Here is a 26,420-nt window from a genome sequence, read left to right on the forward strand (position 1 = left end):
GGTAGCGACTGACTCTAGTCAATACGATTACGACCGAGAGTTTAAACAATACCATACTGCTCAAGAGATGGCTGATTTCCTCATTCAACTCTACAAGAGTGATGAGGTGGTTGGCTTAGTTGATGTAACAGATTTCAGCTTCCACCTGAGCGCGCCGCTGTTTAAGCATTAAAATGAATTATTTTAAAGGGAGTGGGAAAGAACCCAAAAATTGAAAATTTTGGTTCTCACCACTCCCTAGTTTCAAGGTGGTGACCTGAAACGGTCTCTCCCCAGACCGTTTCACTCCCACCCCCGCACAATTGGCTAGGTTTTCCGCTTTGGCCTTGTGGCAAAAGGAAAACCAGCCAGCAGTGGTTCATTGGTGCTAAAGCACCTAATGAACTGTGCAGGGGTAAGACTAAGTTGGCTTAGCCAACAAGTCTTACCCCCAACCACTGCGCCAAGAGTTTATTCCAAAACAGGAATACTGGACGAGTTTTTGCCCTGCCTCTTCTTTGTATTATACCGCCGGTTCAATCGGCAGGTTCATGCCCTTCCAGCCTTCAAAGGCTCCTGCAAGCTCATAGGCTTTGAAACCAGCCTTATAAAGAGTCAGTAAGGCCTGTTTGCCCAGAATTGTGCCGCCGTTCCAATCATAGACCACATAGGTTTTACTTTTATCAAGATCGGCTAAGTGCGCGTGCAGATCTTTGGCTGGTATAGCTCTTGCTCCCTTGATTTGCTCTTTCTTCATTTGCGCCGGAGCATTGCGAATATCAAGGGCGACATAGTCTTCATTCCCGCTCTTCATAGCTTCTAAGACTGTAAAGTGGTTAATATAAAGTTCTAAGTACATTTCTAAAAATTCAATCTTATCCATCTTATTTTTCTCCCATTTCATTTGCGATGCTGTCAAGCACTTCTTTTTGCCAATCAGCCAGATTAGCAATGACACCTTGCTCTATTTGGTGCATTTCTTGCCACATTTTAACCACTAACGTTTTACCTTCATTTGTTAAGACGATTAGGTTTTGCCGTCTGTCCTTAGGATTTTGTTGGCGTTTCACAAATCCTTTTGATTCCAGCATATCAATCAGCTGCCCAACCCTGGTCCTATCAATGGACATCAGTTCCCCGATTTTTATTTGCGTAATAGAATCATTGTTACTCAGCGTAACTAAAACACCGTACCCCCTCGAATCGATACCATACATCGAGAGAGATTTGGAAAACTGTTTATCCATCTTCTGAGCGACTTTACTAAGGGTATAGCCCCATGATTGTTCTAATTTCAAATCATCACCTCTTTTGATTATCAGCTATCCTGATTATATATTTTATGCAATAGTTTCCTTGCTTGCTCAGATAAATCTTTGACAAAAATACTGATAAATTGTACTCTTAAGATAGTTACACATCAAGTTTTTTTGATATGAGGTGATTGCAATCGGTCAGTATACACGTGATGCTCAAATTTTCAAGGCACTTGCGGATGAGAAGCGCCTGCAGGTATTGGATTATTTACAGCAGGGAGAAACCTGTGCCTGTGTCTTAATTGAAGCTTTAGATATTCCCCAGTCGGCACTTTCTTACCATATGAAAATTTTATGTCAGTCTGGTCTTGTCACCAGCAGGCAGGAGGGAAAATGGAAACATTACAGCATCAGCAGTCTGGGCGCTAGCTATGTCATAGAGCGCCTCGGGCAATTAACCGCTGCTGACAGCAGTCATGCTAAAACCTGCCATTGCCAGCGAAAGTCATCGTAAGCATGACTTTTATTTAAACCTAATATATCAAATTTTTTTGATCTATTATCTGTAAAACGTGAACGGAGGCCCAATGATGTGGTCATTTATCCAAGATCAGATCCTCGGTATGAAATGGCTGAACAGCCTTGTCGGCAGAATCCTATCATCACTCGGCCTTGACTTAGAGTCAAGACTGGGAGGGAGTTTACAATTTTTTGTTTATGATGTTATCAAGATTACCATTCTTTTATGTGTTCTGATTTTTATCATTTCCTATATTCAAAGCTACTTTCCGCCAGAACGCAGCCGAAAGATCTTGAGCCGCTTTGACGGTCTGACAGCAAATATTATTTCTGCCCTGCTGGGAACGGTAACCCCCTTTTGCTCCTGCTCCTCCATTCCTCTTTTCATGGGATTTTCAAGTGCCGGTCTGCCGGTCGGCGTGACCTTTTCCTTTTTAATTTCATCACCGATGGTTGATTTGGGGAGCTTAATTTTGCTGATGAGTATTTTTGGCGGTAAAATCGCTGTTATCTATGTTATTTTGGGCTTAGTAATTGCTGTTGTTGGCGGATCTATTATTGAAAAACTGGGGATGGAAAAATACGTTGAGGATTTCGTCAAAAATGCTCAGGCTATTCATTTAGAGGCAGAAAGCTTAGCATGGTCTGACAGGCTGTCTTTTGCTAAAGAACAGGTTGCCGACACCTTTAAGAAAGTCTTTCCTTATATTCTGGCTGGTGTTGGCATTGGGGCTCTTATCCACAATTGGATACCGGAACATTGGGTCACTCAGGTGCTCGGCAGCCACAATCCTTTAAGCGTTATCCTTGCAACACTGATTGGTATTCCCATGTACGCGGATATTTTCGGCTCTATTCCGATTGCTGAAGCACTGCTGAGTAAAGGTGCTCAGCTGGGAACGGTATTATCTTTTATGATGGCTGTCACCACTTTAAGTCTGCCATCGCTCATCATGTTAAAAAAGGCTGTCAAGCCTCAGCTCTTAGCCGTTTTTATCCTGATTTGCACTGTCGGTATCATTTTAGTAGGGTATGCTTTTAATATCCTGCAGGCATTTATATTTTAGGAGGTATCAAGATGTCACTATTTGGAAAAAAAGAAAGTCAAAGTCTTAACAAGACTGCCCCTGCTGGAAGCGATTCTGTTGTTTTTAAGGTGCTGGGATCGGGCTGTAAGAAATGCCAAACTTTAGAAGCTAATGTCAAGCAAGCTTGTGAGGAAACTGCGCTCAAAGCTGTTGTCGAACATGTCAAAGATTTCAGCCAAATTGCTAGCTATGGTGTTATGTCCACACCGGCTCTTGTTCTAAACGAAGAAGTCGTTTCTGCTGGTAAGGTCTTGTCTGCCGAGGACGTGAAGGCCATTATTCAGGAGAAACTGTCATGACCTAAAGCTCAAAGTTGCCTTTGTCTGCCTGCACAATTCCTGCAAAAACCAGATGACCGAAACCCTGTTCCATTATTCAGATATTTTTGAGGCCTATTCAGCAGGGATACAGACAAAATTAAAACAGCTTAGGTAAAATTTATCTAGAGCTGTTTTTTGTTGTTAATGTCCCCTTCTAACTGGCTAATACGAGGCTTTATTTAATCCCTAGAAATCTGCTAATAAACCGCAAGAGCAGCACAAACCAAGTCAAGAAAACAGGCAAGGCGCATGCTTTTTCGACACTTATTTCTCTCCTGCTTTCTCTAGCAGACTAACTAAATCATAAGTCTCCTCGATGAATTGTTCACGGCTATAATTTTTTTGTGATAAAAACCACTCAATCATGGCAATAAGTCCAGCAATTCGGATGTGGATGGTAAAATCTTTTGAGTTGCCAATTTCCTCAGAAAAGACGCTATCGTTCTCTGTTAAAAATACTTTGAGTACTTTGCGTATCGAACGAATGGCAAAGGGATAATTCGTTTCATTGAATAAGCGTTTGAAAAAGATGGTATTTTCCTGAAGATAATCATAAAGCTTACCCAAACTAACAAGAAATACATCTTGCTGGCTAAGGGATTGCATCAAGTCAATATCACTGACAATTGGCAGCAGACTTAGCAGATAAGCATCTAAAAGGGCATACTTATCCTCAAAATGTAAATAAAAGGTTGAACGATTGATGTCAGCTAGGTTGCTAATATCATTGATGGTTATTTCGGTAAAATCTTTTTCTAAAAGTAAGTTTGCAAATGCTTCATATATAGACTTTTGTGTTCGTTTGAAGCGACGATCTTGTTTATTCATTGGTGACTTTCTAGACAATATTAAATATGTGTTGATTATACAACAAATAGGGATTTTTGCCCATTGTTTCCTCGTTTTCATCTGATAAACTGAAAGCATTAAGAAACTGGAGGAAAAACGATGAAACGTATTATCTTTATGGGAGTTCCCGCATTTGGTCACACCAATCCGACCTTATTAGTGGTCCAAAAATTAGTTGAAAACGGACATCAGGTTCGCTACTATACCGTCTCAAATTTCAAAGAAAGCTTAGAAAGACTTGGTGCTGAGGTGATTTGCTACGATGAGAAAATGGCTTATATGACGGTTGAACATGTCAATCAGCCCACTCACAATCAAAAAAACCATTTTTCAGCCCTTTTAGCCATCGTTTCAGAAGCTATTGAGGATATCCGAAATACCTATCTTGAAGAGATTGGAGCTTGGCAGCCTGATGTCATTGTTGGCGACTCTCTTGCCCTGTGGGCCTCGGTTATTGCTGATAACCTAGATGTTCCATACGTTTCCTACAATACGCATTTCGCTTTTAACGAATATACACCGACCATGTTAAGCGATTCTTCTTTCAAAGACAACTTTAAAATGCTTTTACACTTGCCTGAAATGATGGCAAATTACCATAAAATAAAAAGGCTTGGCTATCCAAGCAAGCACGTCACTGATCTCGCTTTAACCAGAACCGACTGTCCTGTTATTGTAACAACATCACAAAATTTTCAGCCTGCTGGTGCTAGCTTTTGCGAAACGATTCACTTTGTCGGACCGGTTATTCGAGAAAGCACCGCAGTTTGGAAGAAGTCTAATCGCCCGCTTGTTTATATTTCATTGGGGACTGTTAATAACCAAGCGAGCGACTTCTATCGTCACTGTTTTACAGCTTTAGGGAATAAGGAGTTCGACGTCCTCTTATCTGTTGGGGCCAAAACAGATATAAACTCATTAGGACAGATTCCTCAAAATTTCCAAGTCGCTCATTCGTTTGATCAAATAGCTGTGCTAAAGTCAGCTGATGTTTTCCTCACTCATTGCGGCTTAAACAGTACTAGCGAGGCACTCTATTACGAGGTTCCCCTCCTTGTTTTTCCGCAAACAATTGAACAAAATATGGTTGCTGAACAGGTTCTTGCAGCTGGTGCCGGTTTCAAACTTGAAAGCTACGCCCCTACGGCCATAGCTCAAGGCATTGAGGAAGTCCTTTATCATGCTAATTATAAGAAACAAGCCAGCAAAGTAGCACAAGATTTTAGAGCTAGCGGTGGTGTTGAAGCCGCTATGCAAATTATTCTAAATCCCAAACAATAATGGAGTGAATAGCCTATGAGCAAGACAGACAGAACAATCAAAAATTCAGGTCAAGAAATTGTCTGCGCTAGCATCAAAAACCTACGTGATTTAGGTGGTTACAGAACCGTTGATGGAAAAACGGTCAAACACCATCTCCTTTTCAGAGGACCTGTCTTAGCAAATCTCTCTCAAGAGGCTCAAGCAAGAATAGATAGCTTACAGCTCAAACAAATTTTAGATTTAAGGTCAGAGCAGGAAGCTATGCAAATGCCCGATTATATTCCGAAAGAATGTTCTTATGTGAGACACTGTGCCAGTGTCATCAACGGAGTTGAAATCGACCTATCTCCAGAAGCATTAAAAAACAATATTTTCAAAAACCCTTGGAATTTTATCCGCTTGCTAAAAAACTCTTTCAATCAAACCAGTTATAATGACATGGTCTTTTCAAATCCAGCCTTCTATGAGCTCTTTCAATTACTAGAAAATCAACAAGTACCGCTTTACTTTCATTGTACAGCCGGAAAAGACAGAACTGGTCTGGCAGCACTTCTCATCTTATTGGTATTAGGCGTAACCAAAGAACAGGCTTTAGATGATTTCGAATTGACAAATCATTACTATGCGAAGAAGATTAAAGCAGCACAAGAAAAACATCAATTACTGTGTTGTTTTTCCAAAAAAGCAAGGCTACTTATCCAGTCAAGTGAAGGGGTAACTAGACTAGCTGCAGAACATGCTCTGCAAGCTATTTTAGACAAATACGCTTCCTTTGAAAACTACTTTTATCAAGAATTTGGTCTAGATGAAACAAGGTTGGAACAACTTAGACAAAATTATACCGCTTAACGTATTTTAAAATCATACAGCGCCTCTAAGAATAGGCAAAAAGTCCATCTTTTAAGGTGCTGTATGATTTATCCCAAAAGACTTCCTACTCCATCTAACTAGGTCATATAAAACTTTATTTAATCCCTAGAAATCTGCTAATAAACCGCAAAAACAACATAAACCAAATCAAGAGTGCAGGAATAATGATAAAGATAGTCTCAAATGGCAGTAACCAAGGATAGGCCATGACAAGCTGCGATAGTGCGACAAGTATCCCCGTAACTAAAATGAGCTTGGATTTTTTAGACAGCGAGAAACTGATGGTCACAATAAGCACAGACAGCGCTAGGGAAGCCATGTGAACTGCTGCCACCATAGATGAGATGACCAGTTTAGCAATGGTATCATCTAAAACCATATGATAGACTGGGTAAACAAGCCTTCCTGAAAATAGAGAAGTTAAAACTAAAGCCATAGCAAGGATAATGATCAAACTGCTGCCAATACTTTTAACCAGTCGGCATTTGACATAGGCCAATAAGAGATGACTAGAGATGAGCAGAAAAACCACAGAGAAGATGGCTGCTTCAGAAATAACCGCAAGGGCTGTGCCATGTTTTTCTACCCATAATACGAGTTCAGAAGAGGTTGATAAATCTTGCGTTATGGACATCAGAAAGTAATAAATGGCTGAAATGAATAAAGCAAAGCCCCAAAGCGAGCAAAATAGCAAGTATTTTTCTATTTTTCCCTTGTTTTTCATTTCGCCTTTCCCTCCATGATATGCTCTATCAAAACAAGTTCATTTCACAAAGCACTCACTATTTCAAACCATTAAACTTTTCTGTTTTCAGCTGCTTTATGTCAATCCCCTTATCCGCAAGAAACTTTTTCATAGCCTCAACATCATCAGGCTGACCAGCTAAGAGATAGGTGGCTTTGTTGCCGTACTTATCTACTGCTTTCTTCAAGCTTTCTTTACTTTGGGAAAGGCTGGCGCTGCTGTCGTAGGTCAGCTTGCTGTCTTGTTGATCCAGCCGATACAATTCTTTATCAAAGACCGTCACTCCCTTATCCAAATGGTTGAGGATAAGGTCACGTTTACCGACCCACTCTTTAACGATTGGCCTCATCGCTGCAATACCAACATCAGAGGCAAAGCAGACAAACGGTGAATCATCATTTTGAATCTTTAAGGTGGACTCCAGCCAACTCACCTCAACCTTGCTGCCAACTGGCAAACTGGTCAAGGTTTTCTTAAAAGTACTGCTGCTATTATGCGTCAGAATGAGAATCTCATTGTCATCAGGATTGGAAGCAATAGTCAGCCAGCGACTCTTTTGAGCGCTTTCTTTGACTTCAGGTAAAGTAATCTTAGCGTAAGAACCAGCTTTCCAAGTCATATTCTTGGGTTTCGTCAGATGAATGAAATAAAGATCGCTGCTGGGATTTTCAATGGATTTGACAGTCAGAGTTTGACTGCGGCCCAAGTAGCTAATCACTCCCCAAGTTATCAGACAGCCAAGAAGTCCCACTGCAAGAATTGATAGAATAATCGTTAACATTTCAGAAGGTCCTTTCTTCATTTATTTTCTCCTTATTATTGCCAAAATTTAAGCGATAGCCAAGCCGCCAAAGCAAGGACAGGAACAAAACCAATTACCTTAATGATTAAGTCCGTATCCGGCAGGCTGTAAATATAAAGCATGGTAGCTGCTGCCGCCAGCCAAATCCCTAAAACTTTGCAAATTGCAGGCAAGTCCGCAATCATGCAAAGCCCGATAGCTACGAGCAGCAAACCGCCTGTCACAAAAGACATAAAGTCAGGGCTTGAAAAATTGATTGGCTGTAAAGTCGCTCCCCAAATCACCACCAAAAGCCCAATCACAGCCAAGGCTGCTCCAAAAATACCTAGTCCATTCATTTCTTTGCCTCCATTTTTAGTCATGATTTTTTCTCCTTTTATTTTAAATTTAAGTAACCTCTAAAACCTGTTTGCTTAGGACTTTTCGACTGAATGAACAAAAATATTTATTCATTCAGTCACTTTTAAAAAAATAAAGAATTCCTATTCTTTATTTAAAAAGTCCTTTGACAAAATAAGTAGCCAAAATTTCAATGGTCTGACTGACATTAGAAAAATCCTTTTCAGTGATATGGGTGTCCATATAGTAGAAAAGCTGATAAACCTGCAGCACCTCTTGGATTTTCTCTTGAGAATAGCCTTCTGCCAGCATGCGATTAGTAAAGGTTTCCACTAAAAACTGATGAAAGGGATTATCAGACTTGCCTTTTTCTGAAGCATAATAGCTGTGCAGCTCATCAGAGATGGCGGGATTATACCATTCTGTCAGAATCTTATTGGATGAAATAAGGCTGCGCGACTGCCCAAAAATCTGACCAATGAGTTCAACCGCGTCTCCTTCCCAATCAATCTCATCCATCATAGCTTGGCGCACGCGGTTATTCTCATCAATATAAACATCCAGAAAAATAGCTTCCTTGCTGTCATAGTAATTATAGAAAGTCCCAGCTGCCACTCCGGCTTTTTTAGTAATTTCAGAAATGCCTGTCGCCTTGTAGCCTTTTTTCGAAAAGACCTCACAGGCAGCTGTCTTTAAGGCTTGTTTTTTGTTTGTCAACATCAACACCATCCTTCTTAGCAATATGAATGAATTTCAACTTCTATTCATTCATATTTTACAATCTTTTTTTCTGCCTGTCAAGCCAAGGATCAAAGTTAAACGCCTTATCGCTTTAAAGAGCAGAAAAGAAAGCGGAACAGATTTCCATTGCGGTTAACAATGGCGTTTTAGTCTTTATCCATATGGTGTTTTTCTTTCCATTCTTTGATATAGTTGAGCCGCTGTTTGATTCTGGCTTCATGGCCTTCTTCGGTCGGCTTGTAATAAGTATGATCAGCTATGCTTTCAGGGCGTGTTGGCATCGCAGTCAGTTTATCTTTATAAAAATGCGCCAGCTGATAGCCTTTGCCGTAACCGACTTCTTTCATGAGCTTGGTTGTCGCATTGCGCAGCTGCAAGGGCACCGGTTCATCAATGGTTTGTTTGATGTCCTTTTGCACAGCCGTTCTGGCCTTATAAACCGCATTTGACTTGGGCGCCAGAGACAGATAAATCACACACTGGGTCAGATGCACATCACACTCGGGCAGGCCGATATAGCGGCAGGCTTGAAAAACATTAATCGCCAGATTGAGGGCACTGTTGTCCGCTAGCCCGATATCCTCACTGGCAAAGCGAATCAGACGGCGGGCAATATAAATAGGATCCTCACCGCCATCAATCATCCGCCCCAACCAGTAAATGGCCGAATCGACATCGCTGTTGCGCATGGATTTATGAAGGGCAGAGATGATATTATAATGCTCCTCACCGGCCTTATCATAATAGGCCGTTTTCTTATCCAGCAGCTCTTCCAAAAGGTCACCGGAGATGGTGGCTGTTTTATCTTTTATATCGCTGTTAATGACCAGCATTTCCAGCGTATTGAGAGCTGTCCTGGCATCCCCGTTAGAATAAATGGCAATTTGTTTCAGGAGCTCATCGCTGATACTAATCTCTAAATCCGGAAAAGCCTGAGGGGATTTGAGAACCCGTTTGAGCAGTTCTTCAATATCTTCTTCGGTCAGCTGCTTGAGGACAAAGACGCGGGTGCGTGACAGCAAAGCCGAATTAACTTCAAAAGAGGGATTTTCAGTTGTCGCTCCGATCAAAATGATACTGCCCTTTTCCACATAGGGCAAAAAAGCATCCTGCTGAGCCTTGTTAAAGCGGTGAATTTCATCAATAAAAACGATAGTGCGCTCACCCAGCTGGCGGTTTTCCTCTGCTTCGTTCATGATTTTACGGATTTCTTTGATGCCGTTTAAAACCGCACTGAAAGTAATAAACTTTGATTTTGTCTTTTTGGCAATAATTTCAGCCAGTGTTGTCTTTCCCACTCCGGGCGGCCCCCAGAAAATCATGGACGACACCTGGTCTTTATCAATCATTTCCCGCAAAAATTTTCCTTCTCCCACCAGATGTTTCTGACCGACAAAATCATCCAGACTGGTCGGTCTCACACGACTGGCTAAAGGTGCTGTCATATCCATATCTTGGTCAAATAAAGATGTTTGCGCCATGGCTGTCCCTCCGATCTCAATACTATAAACAAAAACCTAAATCGCTGCTCTTGTTTAAGAGTCTGCTGAATCTCCTATCTGCTCTTTATAGAACTGAATTTTGTCAAGCAGCTGAGCTTTATTGTCTAAAAGAGACTGAATCGTTTTATCCAGTACTTTTAAATGATTTTCCAGCAACTGCATTCTTTCCAAATAAGTGCCGGCTCCTTTTTCTCTCAGTTCAGAATACCTTTTGATTTCTTTGAGCGGCATGCCGACAGCTTTCAAACGCAGTATAAACAGCAGCCAGCGGTAGTCATCATCAGTATAGCAGCGCCTGTTGCTACTATCTCTCTGCGGCTTTAATAAGCCTTGATTTTCGTAATATCTAAGCGTATGGATACTGAGCTTGCTGCGTTTTGCAAATTCTCCTATTGATTCCTTCATTTTTTCCCCTTCCGCTGTCAACCTCTAGTTAACTCTAGGTGCTATCTTTATTATAACCCAAAAGAAGGGGAATTTGATAAAACAGCACACAAAAACTCGAGTTCGGGACAGGCAGCCATGATAGCTGCTTGTTCCGAACTCCAGCTTGACGGACTTTTGGTGTCTTTAGCCACCACAGTTTCTTGTCAAATCTTCTCCTAATTTTTTCCAATAATCATTTAAATAAATTGAAACTATTTTCTGAAAATGATTTGATTCATAAAAATATTTCATTTTTTTACATAAATTTGATACACTACTAGTAAATAGAAATTTTTTCTTCGTCTGTTACTATTCAAACTAATAATCGAAAACACCTAAAGGAGGTTAGTATGGGAAAAGAACCTGTTATTGAGTTTAAAGAGGTCAATAAAATTTATGGAGACAATGTTGCTGTTGAGCATATCAATCTGAAAATTATGCCCGGAGAATTTGTCTGCCTGATTGGTACCAGCGGTTCCGGCAAAACAACCATCTTACGTATGATTAACCGGATGTTAAAACCAAGCAGCGGTGAAATCTTGATCAACGGTCAGGAAATTTCACACTTCAACCCTGTCCAGCTGCGGCGAAAAATCGGCTATGTCATTCAAAATATCGGTCTCATGCCTCACATGACCATTTATGAAAACATTACGCTGGTTCCAAAACTTCTGAAATGGCCGGAAGAAAAGAAAAAAGCCAAGGCAAAAGAGCTGATAAAATTAGTTGAGCTGCCGGAAGATTTCTTGGATCGCTACCCTTATGAGCTGTCCGGCGGGCAGCAGCAGCGGATTGGTGTTATCAGAGCACTGGCTGCCGACCAAGAGATTATCCTCATGGATGAGCCTTTCGGAGCCTTGGACCCTATCACAAGAGAAGGACTGCAGGACCTTGTCAAGTCGCTGCAGGAAAAGACCGGAAAAACCATTGTCTTGGTTACCCATGATATTGATGAAGCCTTAAAGCTTGCAACCAAGATTGTTGTCATGGATGAAGGCCATACTGTTCAGCAGGACAGTCCTACTGAATTGCTGCGGCACCCGGCAACGCCTTTTGTGCAAAAGATGATTGGGGAAGACCGCCTGATTCAGGCACGCGCTGATGTCACGCCTGTTAAGACAATCATGTTAAAAGATCCGGTTTCCATTATGCCCGAACAATCCCTGCATGAAGCCATCTCCTTGATGAGACAAAGACGTGTTGACTCTCTTTTAGTCACAGATAAGGACAATAAACTGCTCGGCCTGATCGATATTGAAACCCTCAACAACAACTATAAGAAGGATCTTTCTGTTGGTGATATCCTAAACAAAGTTACTTTCTACTTAGAAGAAGACCAGCTCCTGCGCGATACAGCCCACCGTATTTTAAAGCGCGGCTTAAAATATGTTCCGGTGGTTGACAAAGAACACCACCTCAAGGGAATTGTAACGCGGGCATCATTGGTTGATATGCTCTATGATATCATCTGGGGCAGCCAAGATACGGAGGACACGCTATGAGTGACTTTTTAGCACAATACGGCAGTGAATTAATCGTTAAGACTTGGGAACAGATTTATATTTCGGCAATGGCTCTGTTTTTGGGAATTATTGTCGCTGTTCCTATCGGCGTTGCGCTGACTCGGTTTCCTAAACTGGCTAAGTTCTTTATCGGTCTGGCCAGTATCCTGCAAACCGTTCCCAGTCTGGCTCTTTTAGCCATGATGATTCCTTTATTTGGTGTCGGAAGAACGCCTGCAATCATCGCACTTTTCATTTATTCTTTGCTGCCAATCATGAGAAATACCTATATCGGAATGAACAGTGTGGACCCCATTTTAAAAGACAGTGCGAAGGGCATGGGAATGACCCCGATTCAGTCAATTTTTCAAGTTGAGTTGCCCTTGGCAGTGCCGGTTATTATGACAGGAATCAGGCTGTCTGCTATTTATGTCATTGCCTGGGCTACCTTGGCGTCCTATATCGGTGCCGGGGGCCTTGGAGATCTTATTTTCAGCGGTTTAAGCCTCTTTCAGCCTTCTTTAATTATCGGGGGAACCATTCCTGTTATTCTCCTTTCTTTAATTGTTGATTATCTGCTCGGGCGCCTTGAAGATTATTTGACACCGCGACAAAAGAGGAATTTATGACATGAAAAAACGACTATATTTTTTAGCAATCCTTACAATAATTCCACTAATTGCTTTAGCCAGCTGCAGCAAAGGCAACAATGCGAAAAATAAGGACGACGCTAATATAAGAATCGCCGCACAGAGTACGACAGAATCCAGTATTATGGCTAATATGATCAGCGAATTGATTACTCATGAATTGGGCTATAAAACGACCCTGATTTCCAACCTCGGCTCCACCAATGTAGTCCATCAGGCGCTGATGCGAGAAGACGCTGATGTTGCAGCAACCCGCTATACAGGAACAGACCTGACAGGAACGCTGAATTTGCCGGCTGAAAAGGACAATATCAAGGCCAGCAAAATTATCAAAAAAGAATTCACCAAGCGCTTTGATCAAACCTGGTTCCCAAGCTACGGTTTTGCCGATACTTACGCTTTTATGGTGACAACTAAATTTGCCAAGGCAAACAATCTTACAACCGTAGCGGATTTAAAAAGAATCGCAACGACTGCTAAGGCGGGTGTTGACAGTACCTGGATGAGACGCGAAGGCGACGGTTACAAGGAATTCAGCCGCACTTACGGTTTCTCCTTTAAGAGCATCTATCCGATGCAGATAGGCCTTGTTTACGATGCTGTTGAAAATGATAAGATGCAGGTAGTTCTGGGATATTCCACAGACGGCCGCATCCAAAGCTATGACCTTACCATTCTTAAAGACAATAAGCATTTCTTCCCGCCTTACGATGCGTCTATGGTTGCTAACAACCGGATTTTAAGACAGTATCCTGAATTAAAGCCGCTTTTGCACCGCTTAGACGGAAAGATCGACCTTGAGACCATGCAAGAGCTCAACTATCAAGTAGATGACCAACTGCTGGAGCCGTCTGTCGTCGCACATAATTTTTTGAAAAAACATCATTACTTCCGTGAAGGAGGGGATTAATAATGAGTCATATGAGTATTACAGAGCAGTTGATTTACTATTTTCAGCACAACAGCAGCTATGTTCTGACACAGTTCCTGCAGCACTTCCTCATTTCTATATACGGCGTGCTGCTTGCTGCCCTCATAGGAATTCCGGTAGGAATACTGATTGCTAAGAAGGGGCAGCTCAAAGGATTTATTATGGGCATCGCCAATGTCATACAAACCATTCCTTCTTTAGCCATGATTTCCATTATCATGCTGGCTTTGGGTTTGGGAACTAAAACTGTTATTGCGACCGTCTTTTTATACTCCTTGCTGCCTATTATCGGCAATACCTATGCTGGTATTCGAAATGTCAATGCTGACCTAGTTGACGCTGCCAAGGGCATGGGAATGACTGGTAAACAGCAACTGCTGATGGTTGAGCTGCCCCTGTCTTTAGCTGTCATCATGGCTGGTATCCGCAATGCCTTGGTGCTGGCAATCGGGATTACGGCTATCGGTGCCTTTGTCGGCGGCAGCGGTCTTGGAGATATTATCATACGCGGTACCAATGCAACCAACGGCGGGGCTATCATTCTTGCAGGTTCCCTGCCAACCGCCTTTATGGCTGTTGTCTCCGATTTAATTCTCGGAGCTATCCAACATTACCTGGAACCAAAAGGTATGTCAACCAACCGTTAAAACCTAAAAACTGCATAATAGCTGATACTCAGCTTAACCAAGTCTCTTCATCTGGTAAGAGGCTTTTTTTAGAAATTTTGGAAACATGACGATTGCCCACTACGTAAAAACAAAGCGGCTCTGTTCGCCAGCGGTCATTGCAGGTCACACCGATGCGGGGCCTTGCGGCAATACGGCGAGGTGACCTATCCTTTACCAGCTGCAGTTTAGACGCAGGTAAAAAGTCTCCGTTGAAGCGCTTATCAATCCCTGCAAATTTTGTTAATTTTCCGGGGCCATTAGCCAAGAGTTCTCCGTTAGGAAGTTCCAGAGCCCGGATGAGAACAGCTTCTGCAACATCACGCCTTTTGGTCACCAAGTTAAGCATCTGATGACCATAGATCTGATAAACATACCAGTGCCCTGCAGACAGATACATGGCTTCATTTTTAGGTGTCCGCCGGCCCTTAGCACTGTGACAGGCACTGTCTTTGCTGCCCAAATAAGCTTCTGTTTCTACGATTCTGCCAAGCAGCTGATCGTTTATGCACAGCTGCATTCCCAGCAAGGCTTTGGCTGTACCGACAGTGTCTGTTTCCATTAACTTCTTAAATTCATTTGATAACATAGGCTCATTATATCATTTTAGAGTTTTTTGTCGAAAAACTGCTAAGTACTAAGCATCATTATTACACAGAAATAATTGTTTTGATGGCTTAACTGAGCTTTGTTTCAAAGGTGCAGTAAAAAAACAAACTCAATTCTTGAAATCGGTTTCAAAAATGCTATAATAAGTTTGACTAAACAAAAATTGGAGGAAAAACTATGGCCTATAAGACAACCTATCCTTATACGAACGAGGTTTTAAAAGAATTTGCAAACAACAGTGATGCAGATTTAGAAAAGGCACTGGTAACAGCGCATGCTCTTTATAAAAAATGGCGTGCTGAAGGCGGCTTAGAAGAACGCAAAGCTCAGCTGCACAAAGTTGCTGATCTGCTTCGCAGGGACCGTGACAAGTATGCTGAAGTAATGACCAAGGATATGGGAAAACTTTTTGTCGAAGCTCAGGGGGAAGTTGATTTATGTGCAGAAATTGCAGACTACTTTGCCGATAAAGCTGAAGAATTCCTGCAGTCTAAATCATTTGAACCTATCCATGGAGATGCTTATTATATCAAGCAGGCTGTCGGCGTGCTCTTTATGGTAGAACCATGGAATTTTCCATTCTATCAAATTATGCGCGTGTTTGCCCCTAACTTTATGATCGGCAATCCAACCGTTTTAAAACACGCTTCTATCTGCCCGGGCTCAGCCCAAGCTTTTGAAGATTTGGTTAGGGAAGCAGGCGCTCCTGAAGGCTCTTTCAAGAACCTCTTCCTCACTTACGATCAAGTAAACAATGCCATTGCAGACCCACGAGTTCAAGGTGTTGCCTTGACCGGTTCTGAACGCGGCGGTGCTTCAATCGCTGCCGAAGCAGGAGCAAATCTGAAAAAATCTGCACTTGAACTCGGCGGTAACGATGCCTTCCTTATTTTGGAAGATGCCGATTTCGACCTCTTGAAAAATACTGTTTTCTTTGCCCGTCTCTACAATGCCGGTCAAGTATGTACGTCATCAAAACGCTTTATCGTTGTTGGCGATGACAACTATAAGAAATTTGTTGATATTGTTGTTGAAGCCTTTAAGACAGCTAAATGGGGCGATCCAATGGATCCCGAAACAACACTTGCACCGCTGTCATCCGCTGAAGCCAAAGAAGATGTTCTCGGTCAAATCAAATTGGCTGTAGATAATGGAGCACATGCGGTCTATGGCAATGAACCAATTGACCATCCGGGAAACTTTGTCATGCCTACTGTCTTAACAGACATTACTAAAGACAACCCGATCTACAACCAAGAAATCTTTGGTCCTGTGGCATCTATTTACAAGGTGGATACAGAAGAAGAAGCCATCGCTCTTGCTAATGATTCCAGCTATGGACTGGGCGGTACTGTCTTCTCCAAAGATCTTGACCATGCCAGAGAAGTCGCTGCTAAAATTGAAACGGGTATGTCCTTCATCAATTCTGGCTGGACATCTCATCCGGAAGTTCCATTCGGCGGTATCAAGAACTCAGGCTATGGCCGTGAGCTTAGTGAACTAGGCTTCAATGCTTTTGTCAACGAACACCTTGTGTTCACGCCTCATCAATAAAGTCAGCTAAATGTTTCAAATCTCCTAGATGCGCTTGCATCTGGGAGATTTTTGAATTGCCTGTATTTTCCAGAAAAATTAAACTTTTTTTGCACCACTTTCAGAAAATAGGCGTATAATCATCTTATAAAGTAAAAGGCTTACATTAGATGGGAAGTGTTTTTCGTGATTAGAAAGCGCAATCAGCAAAACATTAACAGGCAGCCTAATTTATACCAATACGATATACAGACTGTCTTTGAACAGGCAAAGTCCAATCCCCAAGGGCTTTCTTTTGATGAAGTCGCCAAAAGGCAGGAAGTATACGGTCCTAACCAGCTGGAAAAGGTCAAAGGAGAACCCATAATTGTCAAATTTGCTAAGAACTTTCTGTCCTTGATGGCAATTTTGCTCTGGATTGGCGGAGCAGTCGCCTTCTTCTTTGCAGGAACACCTGAACTTGGGATAGCTATCTGGCTGGTCAATATTATCAACGGCTGCTTCTCTTTCTTCCAAGAATATAAGGCCGGCAAAGCAACAGAAGCCCTTGAAGACATGCTGCCTTCCTATGCCCGTGTTACCCGGCAAAATCAAGAAGAAAAGATTCTTGCCCAAGAGCTGGTACCGGGTGATCTGATGATGATTGAAGAGGGAGATAGTATTTCTGCCGATGCCCGCATCATCTCTGCTACAGATGATTTTCAGGTTAACCAGTCTGCTCTCACAGGTGAATCCAATCCTGTCAATAAAAATAATCGTGCTATTTCTGAGAAAGATCCTGATCTTCTCAGTCTGGATAATCTTGTCTTTGCCGGCACGTCTGTCAGCAAAGGCAATGCCAAAGTATTAGTAACCAATATCGGTATGGCAACAGAATTTGGACAGATTGCCCATTTGACACAAGGTGTCAGCAATGTCATCAGTCCTTTGCAAAAAGAGCTCAACCGTCTGACCAAGCAGATTTCCTTGATTGCTATATCGGTGGGTATCTTCTTTTTGCTCACTTCGGTTTTAATTATTAAAGAGCCCTTAGCGCAGGCTTTTGTTTTCGCATTGGGAATGATTGTCGCCTTTATTCCCGAAGGTCTTCTTCCAACTGTGACGCTGTCACTTGCCATGGCTGTTCAAAAAATGGCTAAGAAAAATGCTCTGGTCAAAACCTTAGCTTCTGTGGAGACCTTGGGAGAAACCTCTGTCATCTGTTCTGATAAAACCGGAACGCTGACACAAAATGAAATGACGGTCAATCATATCTGGACGCCGCAGCAAGAATACGATGTAACAGGTCTGGGCTATGCCCCAAAAGGAAGGATTGAAGCCAATCAAAAGCCGGTTCAAGTCAGTGACAATCCCAGCCTAAACTGGCTCATCAGAGGAGCTTCCCTTTGCGGCAATGCGTCGATTGAACCGCCTCACGGGGATCAGACACGCTACACTGTCCTTGGTGATCCTACCGAAGCCTGCCTAAATGTCCTTGCCCAAAAAGCCGGGATTGACTTAAGAGACAATGAAAAGACAGCTCCCAGACTTTATGAACTGACCTTTGATTCTGACCGTAAGCGCATGACAACAATCCACCAGCTTGAGACTGCGCTGGCTGGAAGCCGTCTGATTAGTTTTACTAAGGGCGCACCTAAAGAAATCGCAGAGCTGTCCAGCAGAATTTACGACCAAAACCAGATCAGACCCTTGACTGATAAGGAAAGAACTGCCATTTTAAAAGCCAATGACCAATATGCCAAAGATGGACTGCGCGTGCTGGCTCTGGCCTGCCGCCAGCTTGATCAAACGCCTGACCTGCCGAAGGATTTCGCGGATTATACCCCTGAAATCATTGAACAAGACCTCATCTTCATGGGACTCCTTGTCATGCAGGATCCGCCGCGTATGGAAGTTGCTGAGGCTATTGAAAAATGCCATAAGGCAAACATCAGAATTATCATGATCACCGGTGACTATGGCTTGACTGCCTTAAGTATCGCCAAGAAAATCGGTATCGTTCAAGGGGATAATCCCCGCCTCGTCACAGGTCAGGAATTAGGAGAGCTGTCCGACAGTGACCTTCAGACGATTCTTAAAGACGAGGTGGTGTTTGCCCGCATTGCTCCTGAACAAAAATACCGCATCGTGACCAATTTGCAGGAACTAGGCCATGTTGTTGCCGTAACCGGCGATGGTGTCAACGATGCTCCTGCTCTGAAAAAAGCTGATATCGGCGTTGCTATGGGCATTACCGGAACCGATGTCGCCAAATCCTCGGCTGACATGATTCTAACCGATGATAACTTTGCCTCCATCGTTAATGCTATTGAAGAAGGACGAACAGTCTATCAAAATATTAAAAAGTTTTTAACCTACATCTTCAACTCCAATACATCTGAGGCCGTACCGTCAGCAAGCTTCCTTTTTTCCCGCGGGTTCATTCCTCTGCCATTAACCGTTATGCAGATTCTGGCTATTGACCTTGGCAGCGACATGCTGCCTGCCTTAGGTTTGGGTATTGAAAGTGCTGAAAAAGATATTATGGAAAGACCGCCCAGGCGTAAATCGGACTCACTGCTTACTAAAAATCTGCTGATTAAAGCCTTTATCTGGTATGGTTTGCTGGAAGCTGCCCTGGCCATGGGAGCTTTCTTCTTCACTTATTTGATTCATGGTCAGGGTCTTTCCTTTAACGGCAGCTACTATGCGGAAGCCACGACCATGACGCTGGGAGCCATCATTTTCTGCCAAATCGGTATGGTACAAAACTGCCGGACGACCAAACAGTCTGTCTTTGATCTCAAACTCTTTTCTAATGCTTATATTAATCTGGGAATGCTGGCTGAAATTTTGCTCTTCATCCTTTTGAGCTATCTTCCTCTTTTCAACCGTGTTTTTAATACAGCACCCTTAGAAGCCGTGAACTGGCTCTACCTGATCTGCTGCCCGCTTCCTATTCTTGCTTTGGAAGAAATTCGCAAGGCTTGGCTCAGAAAGCATTCTCACAGCTGAGTTTAAAGGCCATACAGAATTTTTCAGAAAATAATAGAATTTTGCAACAATTATACTGATTACAAGCAGGATTTGTGCTATAATGTTTTATAAAGTTATAGCATTCTTCCTCAGATGACTATATATGATGAGATGAAAGGAAGCGGTCAAATGACTGACAAAGAAACTCTTAAACATTTAAGAAATCGCAGTTCTGTCTACGATTCAATGGTTAAATCCCCTAACCGTGCTATGCTGCGAGCAACCGGCATGCAGGACGAAGATTTTGAAAAACCTATTGTTGGTGTTATCTCAACTTGGGCTGAAAATACACCCTGTAATATTCACCTGCACGACTTTGGCAAACTGGCAAAAGTCGGGGTTAAAGATTCAGGAGCCTGGCCCGTTCAATTCGGAACAATCACTGTTTCTGATGGTATTGCCATGGGAACCCAAGGCATGCGCTTCTCGCTGACATCACGTGATATTATCGCTGATTCGATTGAAGCGGCTATGGGCGGACACAATGTTGATGCCTTTGTCGCTATCGGCGGCTGTGATAAAAACATGCCAGGATCGATGATTGCCATTGCCAACATGGATATTCCGGCTATCTTTGCCTACGGCGGTACTATTGCTCCTGGCAATTTGAACGGCAAGGACATTGACCTCGTTTCTGTCTTTGAAGGGGTCGGCCACTGGAACCACGGTGATATGACCGAAGAAGAAGTTAAGGCGCTTGAATGCAATGCCTGTCCCGGTCCTGGCGGCTGCGGCGGTATGTACACAGCCAACACCATGGCAACAGCCATTGAAGTTTTGGGAATGAGCCTTCCGGGCTCTGCTTCCCATCCTGCCGAATCTCCTGAGAAAAAAGCTGATATTGAAGAAGCCGGCCGCGCTGTAGTGAAGATGCTGGAGATGGGCATTAAACCATCAGACATCTTAACACGCGAAGCTTTTGAAGATGCCATCACAGTGACTATGGCACTGGGCGGATCCACCAATTCAACCCTCCACTTGTTAGCGATTGCCCATGCGGCTAATGTTGAGCTGACTCTTGATGATTTCAATACTATCCAAGAAAAAGTTCCTCATTTGGCTGATTTGAAACCATCCGGTCAGTATGTCTTCCAAGACCTGTATAATGTCGGCGGCGTACCGGCAGTGATGAAATACCTCTTGGCAAACGGCTTCCTGCATGGTGATCGCCTCACCTGTACCGGTAAGACCGTCGCTGAAAACTTAGCCGAATTTGACGACCTGACACCAGGCCAAAAAGTCATCATGCCGCTGGAAAATCCAAAACGTGCGGACGGACCGCTGATTATCCTTCATGGTAATCTCGCTCCGGAAGGTGCTGTTGCTAAAGTTTCAGGTGTTAAAGTTCGCCGCCATGTCGGACCGGCCAAGGTCTTTGACTCAGAAGAAGCTGCTATCGAAGCAGTGCTGACAGATGAGATTGTTGACGGAGATGTTGTTGTTGTTCGTTATGTCGGACCAAAAGGCGGACCTGGCATGCCGGAAATGCTTTCTCTTTCTTCTATGATTGTCGGTAAAGGTCAAGGAGACAAGGTGGCCCTGCTCACTGACGGCCGTTTTTCAGGCGGTACTTACGGTCTGGTTGTCGGACATATCGCCCCTGAAGCTCAGGACGGCGGACCAATTGCCTACCTTCGTACCGGTGATACAGTTATTGTTGACCAAGATACCAAGGAAATCACCATGGACGTCTCAGAAGAAGAGCTTGAACGCCGCAAGGCTGAAACCGAAATTCCGCCGCTTTATTCTCGCGGAGTTCTGGGCAAATATGCTCACATCGTTTCCTCCGCTTCCAAAGGAGCTGTGACAGACTTCTGGAAACCCGAAGAAACCGGCAAGAAATAGCCTTTCAAAATCACAGGGTTCAAGAAATATCTGTTGAAATACAAAAAATTCATCGTTTTCAGACGATGAATTTTTTTATAATCTCAACTTAAATCATTTTAAGAAAAGCTGTTTAAAAAAGCTATTCTTATTTAGGGCTGATACCTAGTGCGATTCTGCCAAAACGGCTGATCCGTGTCACCTTCCAAGCCGGGGACCAGACGACTTCCACTCCAACTTTATTGATGCCATCAATTTCTGACAGAGAATCAATGATTTCTGCCGGCAGCGTATCTACGCAGCCGCAGTTAATCTCAGTAAAAGTAATAACCAGTTTGCAAAAACCTTCTTCATCAAGATTGATTTCATAAATCAGACCCAGATTATAAATATCCAGCTCAATCTCCGGGTCGTATATGTTTTCAAGTTTTTCAATCAGCTGATCGCTAATGGCTGCAGCGCGCTCATTGATTTTGATATCATCTCTCATCTATGTTCTCCTTCACAAAGTGATTTGGCTATATTTTCCCATAAATAGCCCCTTTTTTCAATATTTAATAAAGGATTTTTTCCATTTGAGAAAATTTCCTCTCTAAAAACAGGCTTTTTATGTTAAAATAAGAAAAATTATAAAAGAAGCGAGAATTAAAGGATATGAAAGCTTTGAAAAATCCACCTCTTGTGATGTCGGGTCTGAGTCTTGGCTTGTTTGCTCTTGGCAATCTGCTGGAGCTTTACCATCCGGTTTTACGCTACATACTGGGGATAACTGCCGTCTTTATTTATCTGCTATTAATCATTGGGATTTTGAGAAATCTTCCTCAGGCAAAAGAGCAGCTGCAGCAGCCCTTGGTTGCCTCGGTTTTTCCGACTTTTTTTATGTCAGGTATGCTGCTTGCAGGCTATATTCAAATTTTTTCAGGTTTAGGACATTGGGTTACCCTTGTCAGTCTGCTTATCTGGTGGCTGGCTTTCTTGGGAAATGCCGGGCTAATCATTTATTTTACTGTTACATTTGTCCTGCATTTCAGCTGGGACTACGTTTTCCCTTCGTGGTCTGTCCTTTACGTCGGCATTGCGGTAGCCGCTCTGACAGCCCCTATCAGCGGACAGTATCTGCTGGGGCAAATAATCTTTTGGGTTTGTCTGTTTTTGACTCTGCTGGTCCTCCCTTTTATGACCATCAAAGCCTATCGTATTGGTCTGCCCGAAAGTGCTAAGCCTAATATTTCCACTTTTTGTGCTCCCTTATCACTCCTGCTTGCAGGCTACTTAAAAACCTTTCCGGAAGGGCAAAGTCCAAATACCCAGGTCGTCTGGTTCTTACTTTTGGCTTCGCAGCTCCTTTATTTCTTTGTTGCAGCTCAATTACCTTTTCTGTTAAAACGAGATTTTAACCCGGGATTCTCCGCTTTTACCTTTCCTTTCGTCATATCAGTTACTTCACTGCGCTCTGCCGGCCTTTACCTGAATCTGCAGCAGCCCTTATTTCAAATATTGGTTAAGCTAGAAGAATTGCTGGCTGTTTTACTGGTTTTCTTTGTTCTTGTTCACTATCTGAGATTCTTATTTCAAAACAAAGCACCTGACAGCTAAAAAAGAAGGAGAAAATCCTTATTTTGACTTTATCCGCTGACACTCTTTGTGTCTTGTATAAGTCTGTCAACCTGTGAACATAACTTGGGCTGTTATCTGTGCAGGTTTTATGTTAAACTATTAGCATGAATTATAAAGGTTTAGTATTTTTTGATCTTGACGGGACGCTTTTAAACAAGCAGTCACAGATTTCATCCGATAACAAGTTGGCTCTGCAAGCGCTGACTGCTAATGGCTATCTTCCTATTATTGCTACCGGACGCTCAACAAAAGAGATTAAAGGGGTTTTTGAACAGTCAGCAATAACATCTGTCATTATGATGAATGGCATGTCTATCTATATTGAAGGCAAGGAAGTTTTTTCTCAAACTATTGACAGCAAAATTACCAACAAATTGATTGGCCTGGCCCGCAGTCTTGAAGAAGAAATTGCTTACTACACTCCCCTTGACATCTACTTGTCAGGAAATTGTCAAGGTCTGACGGAGCATTTTACTTACTTTAATGAGGAACTGCCGCCGGTTAAGGAACATTTCTACCTTGACAACCCTGTCAACATGCTGCTGGTCGGCAGTGCTGATAAAAGCCATGATGCGATTTATCAAAAAGCTCTTCCCCAGCTTCATTTTTTCAGAAACAGTCCTTATTCTATCGACGTTACCAAAGCAGGATTTGACAAAGGAACGGGTGTCACTATTGTCAAGGATATCCTTGGTCTGCAGCACATCCCAACTTATGCCTTTGGAGACGGAAAAAATGATGTTCCTCTTCTTTCTGCCGTTGATTATCCCATTGCAATGGAAAATGCCGTTGAAGAAGTTAAAGAAATAGCGGCTTTTATAACTCACCATCATGATCAAGACGGTATCAGGCATGCTTTACAGCATTATCATCTCATTTAACAGTAAAAAAGATTGGAAATTATTTTAATTCCAATCTTTTTTAGCTTTATGCAATCAAATCAAAAGAGTAAAGTCTGTTTATTTGTTAAGCCGTTCTTTGCAAAGCAACTTTGCGTTTTCCAACCAGTAAACCCAAAGCGGCAAAGATAAGGAAAAATACTCCTAAAGCCAAAACTTGACTGCCGATTGTACCGGCCATTGAAATCGTTTCTCGCAGACCGGATACAGAGTAACTCATTGGTAAATAGGGGTTGACTTTTTGGAAGAACTTATCCGTTACATCAAGAGGATAGGTTCCTGCACTGGATCCTAATTGCAGTAAGAGCAAGATTAAAGAAGCAAAGGCACCAAATTTATCATGCCAGGTTACTAAAGCTGTGACCAACGTCATAAAAGTGATGCTTGTAAGAATAGTCAAGCCCAGAGTTCTAAGCTCGAAATTAGAAGTCAGACCTATCATACGAACCCCAAAATAAAGGATAACAGCTCCTGCTACAGCAATCAAACCATTGACTGCAAGTTTTTGCTCAAGCCATTCTTTCAGCGTTTTTGCTTTTTTACCTGAAAGAGCCTCTCTAAAGATCGTATTGGTTGACAAGGCCATAACCATCAAAGCTGCTGACATCATGTAAGGCGCCATCCCCACACCATTGTTCTTTACGTGGTCTTTATCGTGATGCTTGATGGAAACAGGACTTGCCAAAGCTTTAGCGTTTGGCTGCGCAACTGACACAAGGGACAGTTTCGTTTTTGCACTTGACAAGGCCTTAGAAAGCTGGCTGCCACCGCTTGACAAAGCTGTCAAATTCTTTGTCAAAGTATTGCTGCCTTCTGCCAACTTACCTGCTCCTGTGGAAATTTGATTGGCACCACTTGCCAGCTGGCTTGCTCCTGTCGTTAATTGATTGCTGTTAGCAGCCAAAGTATTTGCACCATTGTTAAGAGTGCCAACTGCATTAGTGTAGGCAGTTAAGCCTTTACTCAATGCAGCAGTTCCTGCCGACAGACCATTTCCAAGCAAGTTGGCACCATTAGCTAAAGAGCTGCTTGCCGGAATAATCTGGCTAGTTAAAGCTGAATTAATCTGTGTCAATCCACTTGACAAGGTTGTCAAGCTTGAAGATGCACTTGGCAGAACCAGATTTGCTGTTTGTTTTAACTGAGTCAAAGCTGCACTATTATTAGCAGTATTATTGGCCGGAACCTGTCCATTTGGCAGCAGATTTTGAATACTTTGCACACTCGTCAAAATAGCATTTGCCTGAGAAACCGTTGCAGCATTAGGCGCTGGTGCTGTCGCCGTTGAGCTTCCTGTATTAGCCAAGGCAGAGGCAATTTCAGATTGATCTGTCGGAGACAGCTTTTGGTAAGCACTGGTTGCCTGCACGGCAGCTAAGGGATTCTGCTGACTGCCTGTTGTTTGCTGAGTCGTATTCCCCGAATTAACAATATTTTGCGCTGCTGTTTTAATAGCTGATAGATAGCTGCTGATATCAACATTGCCAGATGTTGGTGCAGAAGCTCCGCTGTAATTTTGAATAGCCGTATTGAGACCGTTTAAAGAGCCTATCAGCTGGTTAATTTGCTGACTTTGCTGAGCAGACAGATTTGTTTTAGTCGAAAGACCAACCAGACCCTGATTGAGCTGACTGGCTGCATTCACTAGCTGCTGAACCTGCCCTGAACCATTAGCTAATTGGGAAACCCCTCCTAAAAGTTCCTGTGACTTGCTGTTCAGCTGGCTGGTCCCTGCTGCTAACTGTCCAACGCCTCCTGTATAAGTCTGAAGCCCCAAGTACAGCGTATTAGCTCCTTGGTTAAATGTCTGGCTGGAATTGGCCAGAGTTGCCAGATTAGTACCGATCACCTGACTCCCTTTTTCCAGCTGGCTGGAGCCGCTTGCTAATTTTTGGCTGGCAGTACTTGCCTTACCAAGGCCAGTTTTTAAGGTTGACATACTCTTAAAAAGAGATTTGGTATAGCTGCTGGTAACGTTTTTTGAAACGGATTCTTTTAAAGTTTTGGCGGCTGTTTCACTCATTTTAGAAGCAACAAAACTGTGCCCTTTAGAGGTTTGGTAGGAAATAGTGATTTGTTTAGGATTATCCGTCAAAACACTGGCTGCATTTTGGGATAGATCGTTCGGCAGGGTGATAATCATATAATAATCACCCTCTTGCAGCCCCTTTTGCGCTTTTTCACTGCTGACAAAATGATAATCCAGATTTTTATTCTGCGCCATATTGTCAACCATGTCCTTGCCAATTGTCATCTTTTTATTCTGGTAAGACGCCGCTTTATCTTTATTAACAACAGCAACCGGCAAGTCAGACACATGCCCGTAAGGATCCCACATTGAGCTCAAAAAAATAATATTATACAAAGCAGGAACAAGGGCTATTCCCACCATTGTAATCCAAAGCATGGGCTTTTTTAAGACTGCTTTTAGTTCCGTTAACATTTTCTCTCCTTTTTGTACATTATGTCTAAATAT

The 26,420-nt window shown here is 42.7% G+C and carries 26 protein-coding genes and 1 pseudogene; 15 read left to right on the plus strand and 12 right to left on the minus strand.

The annotated features are described in order from the left end of the window. Positions 1-172, plus strand: a pseudogene (locus G573_RS11595) (SDR family NAD(P)-dependent oxidoreductase); the annotation flags it as partial. A gap of 330 nt (positions 173-502) precedes the next feature. On the opposite strand, the gene G573_RS0100645 reads toward G573_RS11595, so the two are convergent. Together G573_RS0100645 and G573_RS0100650 are read right to left on the minus strand one after the other, a co-directional pair. Beyond that, positions 503-862 carry a rhodanese-like domain-containing protein gene (locus G573_RS0100645; RefSeq protein WP_027974917.1) on the minus strand — a complete coding sequence of 120 codons (360 nt, stop codon included), beginning with the start codon at positions 860-862 and terminating at the stop codon, positions 503-505. A gap of 1 nt (position 863) precedes the next feature. Then, positions 864-1,277, minus strand: a complete 414-nt coding sequence (locus tag G573_RS0100650) for a MarR family winged helix-turn-helix transcriptional regulator (protein WP_027974918.1) — start codon at positions 1,275-1,277, stop codon at positions 864-866. A gap of 142 nt (positions 1,278-1,419) precedes the next feature. Here G573_RS0100650 and G573_RS0100655 point away from each other — a divergent pair, with 142 nt between their 5' ends. The 3 genes from G573_RS0100655 to G573_RS0100665 all read left to right on the plus strand — a co-directional run bounded on the left by G573_RS0100655 (position 1,420) and on the right by G573_RS0100665 (position 3,141). After that, positions 1,420-1,749: an ArsR/SmtB family transcription factor gene (locus G573_RS0100655; protein ID WP_027974919.1), complete on the plus strand. Its 330-nt coding sequence runs from the start codon at positions 1,420-1,422 to the stop codon at positions 1,747-1,749. Between the two features lie 76 nt (positions 1,750-1,825). Then, positions 1,826-2,821, plus strand: coding sequence for a permease (locus G573_RS0100660; RefSeq protein ID WP_027974920.1), 996 nt, complete (start codon positions 1,826-1,828; stop codon positions 2,819-2,821). 11 nt (positions 2,822-2,832) lie between these two features. Next, a complete protein-coding gene (locus tag G573_RS0100665) occupies positions 2,833-3,141 on the plus strand; it encodes a thioredoxin family protein (RefSeq protein WP_027974921.1) in 309 nt (102 codons plus the stop codon). Between the two features lie 285 nt (positions 3,142-3,426). Here the strand turns inward: G573_RS0100665 and G573_RS0100670 are convergent, their stop codons facing one another. Next, entirely contained in the window at positions 3,427-3,990 is a 564-nt protein-coding gene (locus tag G573_RS0100670; protein ID WP_027974922.1) for a TetR/AcrR family transcriptional regulator, read from the minus strand. A gap of 120 nt (positions 3,991-4,110) precedes the next feature. On the opposite strand from G573_RS0100670, the gene G573_RS0100675 reads away from it, so the two are divergent. Both G573_RS0100675 and G573_RS0100680 read left to right on the plus strand, forming a co-directional pair. Beyond that, a complete protein-coding gene (locus G573_RS0100675) occupies positions 4,111-5,292 on the plus strand; it encodes a macrolide family glycosyltransferase (protein ID WP_027974923.1) in 1,182 nt (393 codons plus the stop codon). 15 nt (positions 5,293-5,307) lie between these two features. Further along, positions 5,308-6,123 carry a tyrosine-protein phosphatase gene (locus G573_RS0100680; RefSeq protein ID WP_027974924.1) on the plus strand — a complete coding sequence of 272 codons (816 nt, stop codon included), beginning with the start codon at positions 5,308-5,310 and terminating at the stop codon, positions 6,121-6,123. Positions 6,124-6,238: 115 nt separating this feature from the next. On the opposite strand, the gene G573_RS0100685 is transcribed toward G573_RS0100680, so the two are convergent. The 6 genes from G573_RS0100685 to G573_RS0100710 all read right to left on the minus strand — a co-directional run bounded on the left by G573_RS0100685 (position 6,239) and on the right by G573_RS0100710 (position 10,678). Then, positions 6,239-6,868, minus strand: a complete 630-nt coding sequence (locus G573_RS0100685) for a hypothetical protein (RefSeq protein ID WP_027974925.1) — start codon at positions 6,866-6,868, stop codon at positions 6,239-6,241. A gap of 58 nt (positions 6,869-6,926) precedes the next feature. Further along, positions 6,927-7,691 carry a ferredoxin reductase domain-containing protein gene (locus G573_RS0100690; RefSeq protein ID WP_027974926.1) on the minus strand — a complete coding sequence of 255 codons (765 nt, stop codon included), beginning with the start codon at positions 7,689-7,691 and terminating at the stop codon, positions 6,927-6,929. Positions 7,692-7,705: 14 nt separating this feature from the next. Beyond that, positions 7,706-8,029: a hypothetical protein gene (locus tag G573_RS0100695; protein ID WP_027974927.1), complete on the minus strand. Its 324-nt coding sequence runs from the start codon at positions 8,027-8,029 to the stop codon at positions 7,706-7,708. A gap of 151 nt (positions 8,030-8,180) precedes the next feature. Next, positions 8,181-8,750 carry a TetR/AcrR family transcriptional regulator gene (locus G573_RS0100700; protein WP_027974928.1) on the minus strand — a complete coding sequence of 190 codons (570 nt, stop codon included), beginning with the start codon at positions 8,748-8,750 and terminating at the stop codon, positions 8,181-8,183. A 167-nt stretch (positions 8,751-8,917) separates the two neighbouring features. Beyond that, the gene (locus tag G573_RS0100705) at positions 8,918-10,252 is read right to left on the minus strand and encodes a replication-associated recombination protein A (protein WP_027974929.1); all 1,335 of its coding nucleotides are present in this window, start codon (positions 10,250-10,252) and stop codon (positions 8,918-8,920) included. Positions 10,253-10,306: 54 nt separating this feature from the next. Beyond that, positions 10,307-10,678: a MerR family transcriptional regulator gene (locus tag G573_RS0100710; protein ID WP_027974930.1), complete on the minus strand. Its 372-nt coding sequence runs from the start codon at positions 10,676-10,678 to the stop codon at positions 10,307-10,309. Between the two features lie 371 nt (positions 10,679-11,049). Here G573_RS0100710 and G573_RS0100715 point away from each other — a divergent pair, with 371 nt between their 5' ends. The 4 genes from G573_RS0100715 to G573_RS0100730 are packed head-to-tail and all read left to right on the plus strand — an operon-like array spanning position 11,050 to position 14,429. Then, positions 11,050-12,201, plus strand: a complete 1,152-nt coding sequence (locus G573_RS0100715; protein WP_027974931.1) for a betaine/proline/choline family ABC transporter ATP-binding protein — start codon at positions 11,050-11,052, stop codon at positions 12,199-12,201. Continuing rightward, on the plus strand, positions 12,198-12,830 hold the full coding sequence (locus tag G573_RS0100720; protein ID WP_027974932.1) for an ABC transporter permease: 633 nt from the start codon (positions 12,198-12,200) through the stop codon (positions 12,828-12,830). The genes G573_RS0100715 and G573_RS0100720 overlap by 4 nt, the downstream gene beginning before the upstream one ends. Position 12,831: 1 nt before the next feature. After that, positions 12,832-13,761, plus strand: a complete 930-nt coding sequence (locus G573_RS0100725; protein WP_027974933.1) for an osmoprotectant ABC transporter substrate-binding protein — start codon at positions 12,832-12,834, stop codon at positions 13,759-13,761. 2 nt (positions 13,762-13,763) lie between these two features. Continuing rightward, complete coding sequence (locus G573_RS0100730; RefSeq protein WP_027974934.1) at positions 13,764-14,429, plus strand: ABC transporter permease; 666 nt, start codon at positions 13,764-13,766, stop codon at positions 14,427-14,429. A 28-nt stretch (positions 14,430-14,457) separates the two neighbouring features. Here the strand turns inward: G573_RS0100730 and G573_RS0100735 are convergent, their stop codons facing one another. Next, positions 14,458-15,036 carry a DNA-3-methyladenine glycosylase gene (locus tag G573_RS0100735; protein WP_027974935.1) on the minus strand — a complete coding sequence of 193 codons (579 nt, stop codon included), beginning with the start codon at positions 15,034-15,036 and terminating at the stop codon, positions 14,458-14,460. A 197-nt stretch (positions 15,037-15,233) separates the two neighbouring features. On the opposite strand from G573_RS0100735, the gene G573_RS0100740 reads away from it, so the two are divergent. The 3 genes from G573_RS0100740 (at position 15,234) to ilvD (ending at position 21,449) form a co-directional block, all read left to right on the plus strand. Beyond that, a complete protein-coding gene (locus G573_RS0100740) occupies positions 15,234-16,610 on the plus strand; it encodes an NAD-dependent succinate-semialdehyde dehydrogenase (RefSeq protein WP_027974936.1) in 1,377 nt (458 codons plus the stop codon). A 192-nt stretch (positions 16,611-16,802) separates the two neighbouring features. Continuing rightward, on the plus strand, positions 16,803-19,583 hold the full coding sequence (locus G573_RS0100745; RefSeq protein ID WP_027974937.1) for a cation-translocating P-type ATPase: 2,781 nt from the start codon (positions 16,803-16,805) through the stop codon (positions 19,581-19,583). Between the two features lie 150 nt (positions 19,584-19,733). Continuing rightward, on the plus strand, positions 19,734-21,449 hold the full coding sequence (ilvD, locus tag G573_RS0100750) for a dihydroxy-acid dehydratase (RefSeq protein WP_027974938.1): 1,716 nt from the start codon (positions 19,734-19,736) through the stop codon (positions 21,447-21,449). 127 nt (positions 21,450-21,576) lie between these two features. Here the strand turns inward: ilvD and G573_RS0100755 are convergent, their stop codons facing one another. Further along, positions 21,577-21,918, minus strand: coding sequence for a metal-sulfur cluster assembly factor (locus tag G573_RS0100755; protein ID WP_027974939.1), 342 nt, complete (start codon positions 21,916-21,918; stop codon positions 21,577-21,579). A gap of 164 nt (positions 21,919-22,082) precedes the next feature. On the opposite strand from G573_RS0100755, the gene G573_RS0100760 reads away from it, so the two are divergent. Both G573_RS0100760 and G573_RS0100765 read left to right on the plus strand, forming a co-directional pair. Further along, the gene (locus tag G573_RS0100760; protein ID WP_027974940.1) at positions 22,083-23,024 is read left to right on the plus strand and encodes a TDT family transporter; all 942 of its coding nucleotides are present in this window, start codon (positions 22,083-22,085) and stop codon (positions 23,022-23,024) included. 125 nt (positions 23,025-23,149) lie between these two features. Next, positions 23,150-23,926, plus strand: coding sequence for a Cof-type HAD-IIB family hydrolase (locus tag G573_RS0100765; RefSeq protein ID WP_027974941.1), 777 nt, complete (start codon positions 23,150-23,152; stop codon positions 23,924-23,926). Between the two features lie 85 nt (positions 23,927-24,011). On the opposite strand, the gene G573_RS0100770 is transcribed toward G573_RS0100765, so the two are convergent. Then, positions 24,012-26,387, minus strand: a complete 2,376-nt coding sequence (locus tag G573_RS0100770; protein WP_027974942.1) for a YhgE/Pip domain-containing protein — start codon at positions 26,385-26,387, stop codon at positions 24,012-24,014. Positions 26,388-26,420 lie beyond the last annotated feature (33 nt).

The organism is Streptococcus devriesei DSM 19639, assembly GCF_000423725.1.
GTDB lineage: Bacteria > Bacillota > Bacilli > Lactobacillales > Streptococcaceae > Streptococcus > Streptococcus devriesei.

What these genes read in the sequence shown, in the direction of transcription:
- G573_RS0100645 (WP_027974917.1), bottom strand. Translation starts at nt 862, where the DNA reads ATGGATAAGATTGAATTTTTAGAAATGTACTTAGAACTTTATATTAAC.
- G573_RS0100660 (WP_027974920.1), top strand. Translation starts at nt 1,826, where the DNA reads ATGTGGTCATTTATCCAAGATCAGATCCTCGGTATGAAATGGCTGAAC.
- G573_RS0100665 (WP_027974921.1), top strand. Translation starts at nt 2,833, where the DNA reads ATGTCACTATTTGGAAAAAAAGAAAGTCAAAGTCTTAACAAGACTGCC.
- G573_RS0100670 (WP_027974922.1), bottom strand. Translation starts at nt 3,990, where the DNA reads ATGAATAAACAAGATCGTCGCTTCAAACGAACACAAAAGTCTATATAT.
- G573_RS0100675 (WP_027974923.1), top strand. Translation starts at nt 4,111, where the DNA reads ATGAAACGTATTATCTTTATGGGAGTTCCCGCATTTGGTCACACCAAT.
- G573_RS0100680 (WP_027974924.1), top strand. Translation starts at nt 5,308, where the DNA reads ATGAGCAAGACAGACAGAACAATCAAAAATTCAGGTCAAGAAATTGTC.
- G573_RS0100685 (WP_027974925.1), bottom strand. Translation starts at nt 6,868, where the DNA reads ATGAAAAACAAGGGAAAAATAGAAAAATACTTGCTATTTTGCTCGCTT.
- G573_RS0100690 (WP_027974926.1), bottom strand. Translation starts at nt 7,691, where the DNA reads ATGAAGAAAGGACCTTCTGAAATGTTAACGATTATTCTATCAATTCTT.
- G573_RS0100695 (WP_027974927.1), bottom strand. Translation starts at nt 8,029, where the DNA reads ATGAATGGACTAGGTATTTTTGGAGCAGCCTTGGCTGTGATTGGGCTT.
- G573_RS0100700 (WP_027974928.1), bottom strand. Translation starts at nt 8,750, where the DNA reads ATGTTGACAAACAAAAAACAAGCCTTAAAGACAGCTGCCTGTGAGGTC.
- G573_RS0100705 (WP_027974929.1), bottom strand. Translation starts at nt 10,252, where the DNA reads ATGGCGCAAACATCTTTATTTGACCAAGATATGGATATGACAGCACCT.
- G573_RS0100710 (WP_027974930.1), bottom strand. Translation starts at nt 10,678, where the DNA reads ATGAAGGAATCAATAGGAGAATTTGCAAAACGCAGCAAGCTCAGTATC.
- G573_RS0100715 (WP_027974931.1), top strand. Translation starts at nt 11,050, where the DNA reads ATGGGAAAAGAACCTGTTATTGAGTTTAAAGAGGTCAATAAAATTTAT.
- G573_RS0100720 (WP_027974932.1), top strand. Translation starts at nt 12,198, where the DNA reads ATGAGTGACTTTTTAGCACAATACGGCAGTGAATTAATCGTTAAGACT.
- G573_RS0100725 (WP_027974933.1), top strand. Translation starts at nt 12,832, where the DNA reads ATGAAAAAACGACTATATTTTTTAGCAATCCTTACAATAATTCCACTA.
- G573_RS0100730 (WP_027974934.1), top strand. Translation starts at nt 13,764, where the DNA reads ATGAGTCATATGAGTATTACAGAGCAGTTGATTTACTATTTTCAGCAC.
- G573_RS0100735 (WP_027974935.1), bottom strand. Translation starts at nt 15,036, where the DNA reads ATGTTATCAAATGAATTTAAGAAGTTAATGGAAACAGACACTGTCGGT.
- G573_RS0100740 (WP_027974936.1), top strand. Translation starts at nt 15,234, where the DNA reads ATGGCCTATAAGACAACCTATCCTTATACGAACGAGGTTTTAAAAGAA.
- ilvD (WP_027974938.1), top strand. Translation starts at nt 19,734, where the DNA reads ATGACTGACAAAGAAACTCTTAAACATTTAAGAAATCGCAGTTCTGTC.
- G573_RS0100755 (WP_027974939.1), bottom strand. Translation starts at nt 21,918, where the DNA reads ATGAGAGATGATATCAAAATCAATGAGCGCGCTGCAGCCATTAGCGAT.
- G573_RS0100760 (WP_027974940.1), top strand. Translation starts at nt 22,083, where the DNA reads ATGAAAGCTTTGAAAAATCCACCTCTTGTGATGTCGGGTCTGAGTCTT.
- G573_RS0100765 (WP_027974941.1), top strand. Translation starts at nt 23,150, where the DNA reads ATGAATTATAAAGGTTTAGTATTTTTTGATCTTGACGGGACGCTTTTA.
- G573_RS0100770 (WP_027974942.1), bottom strand. Translation starts at nt 26,387, where the DNA reads ATGTTAACGGAACTAAAAGCAGTCTTAAAAAAGCCCATGCTTTGGATT.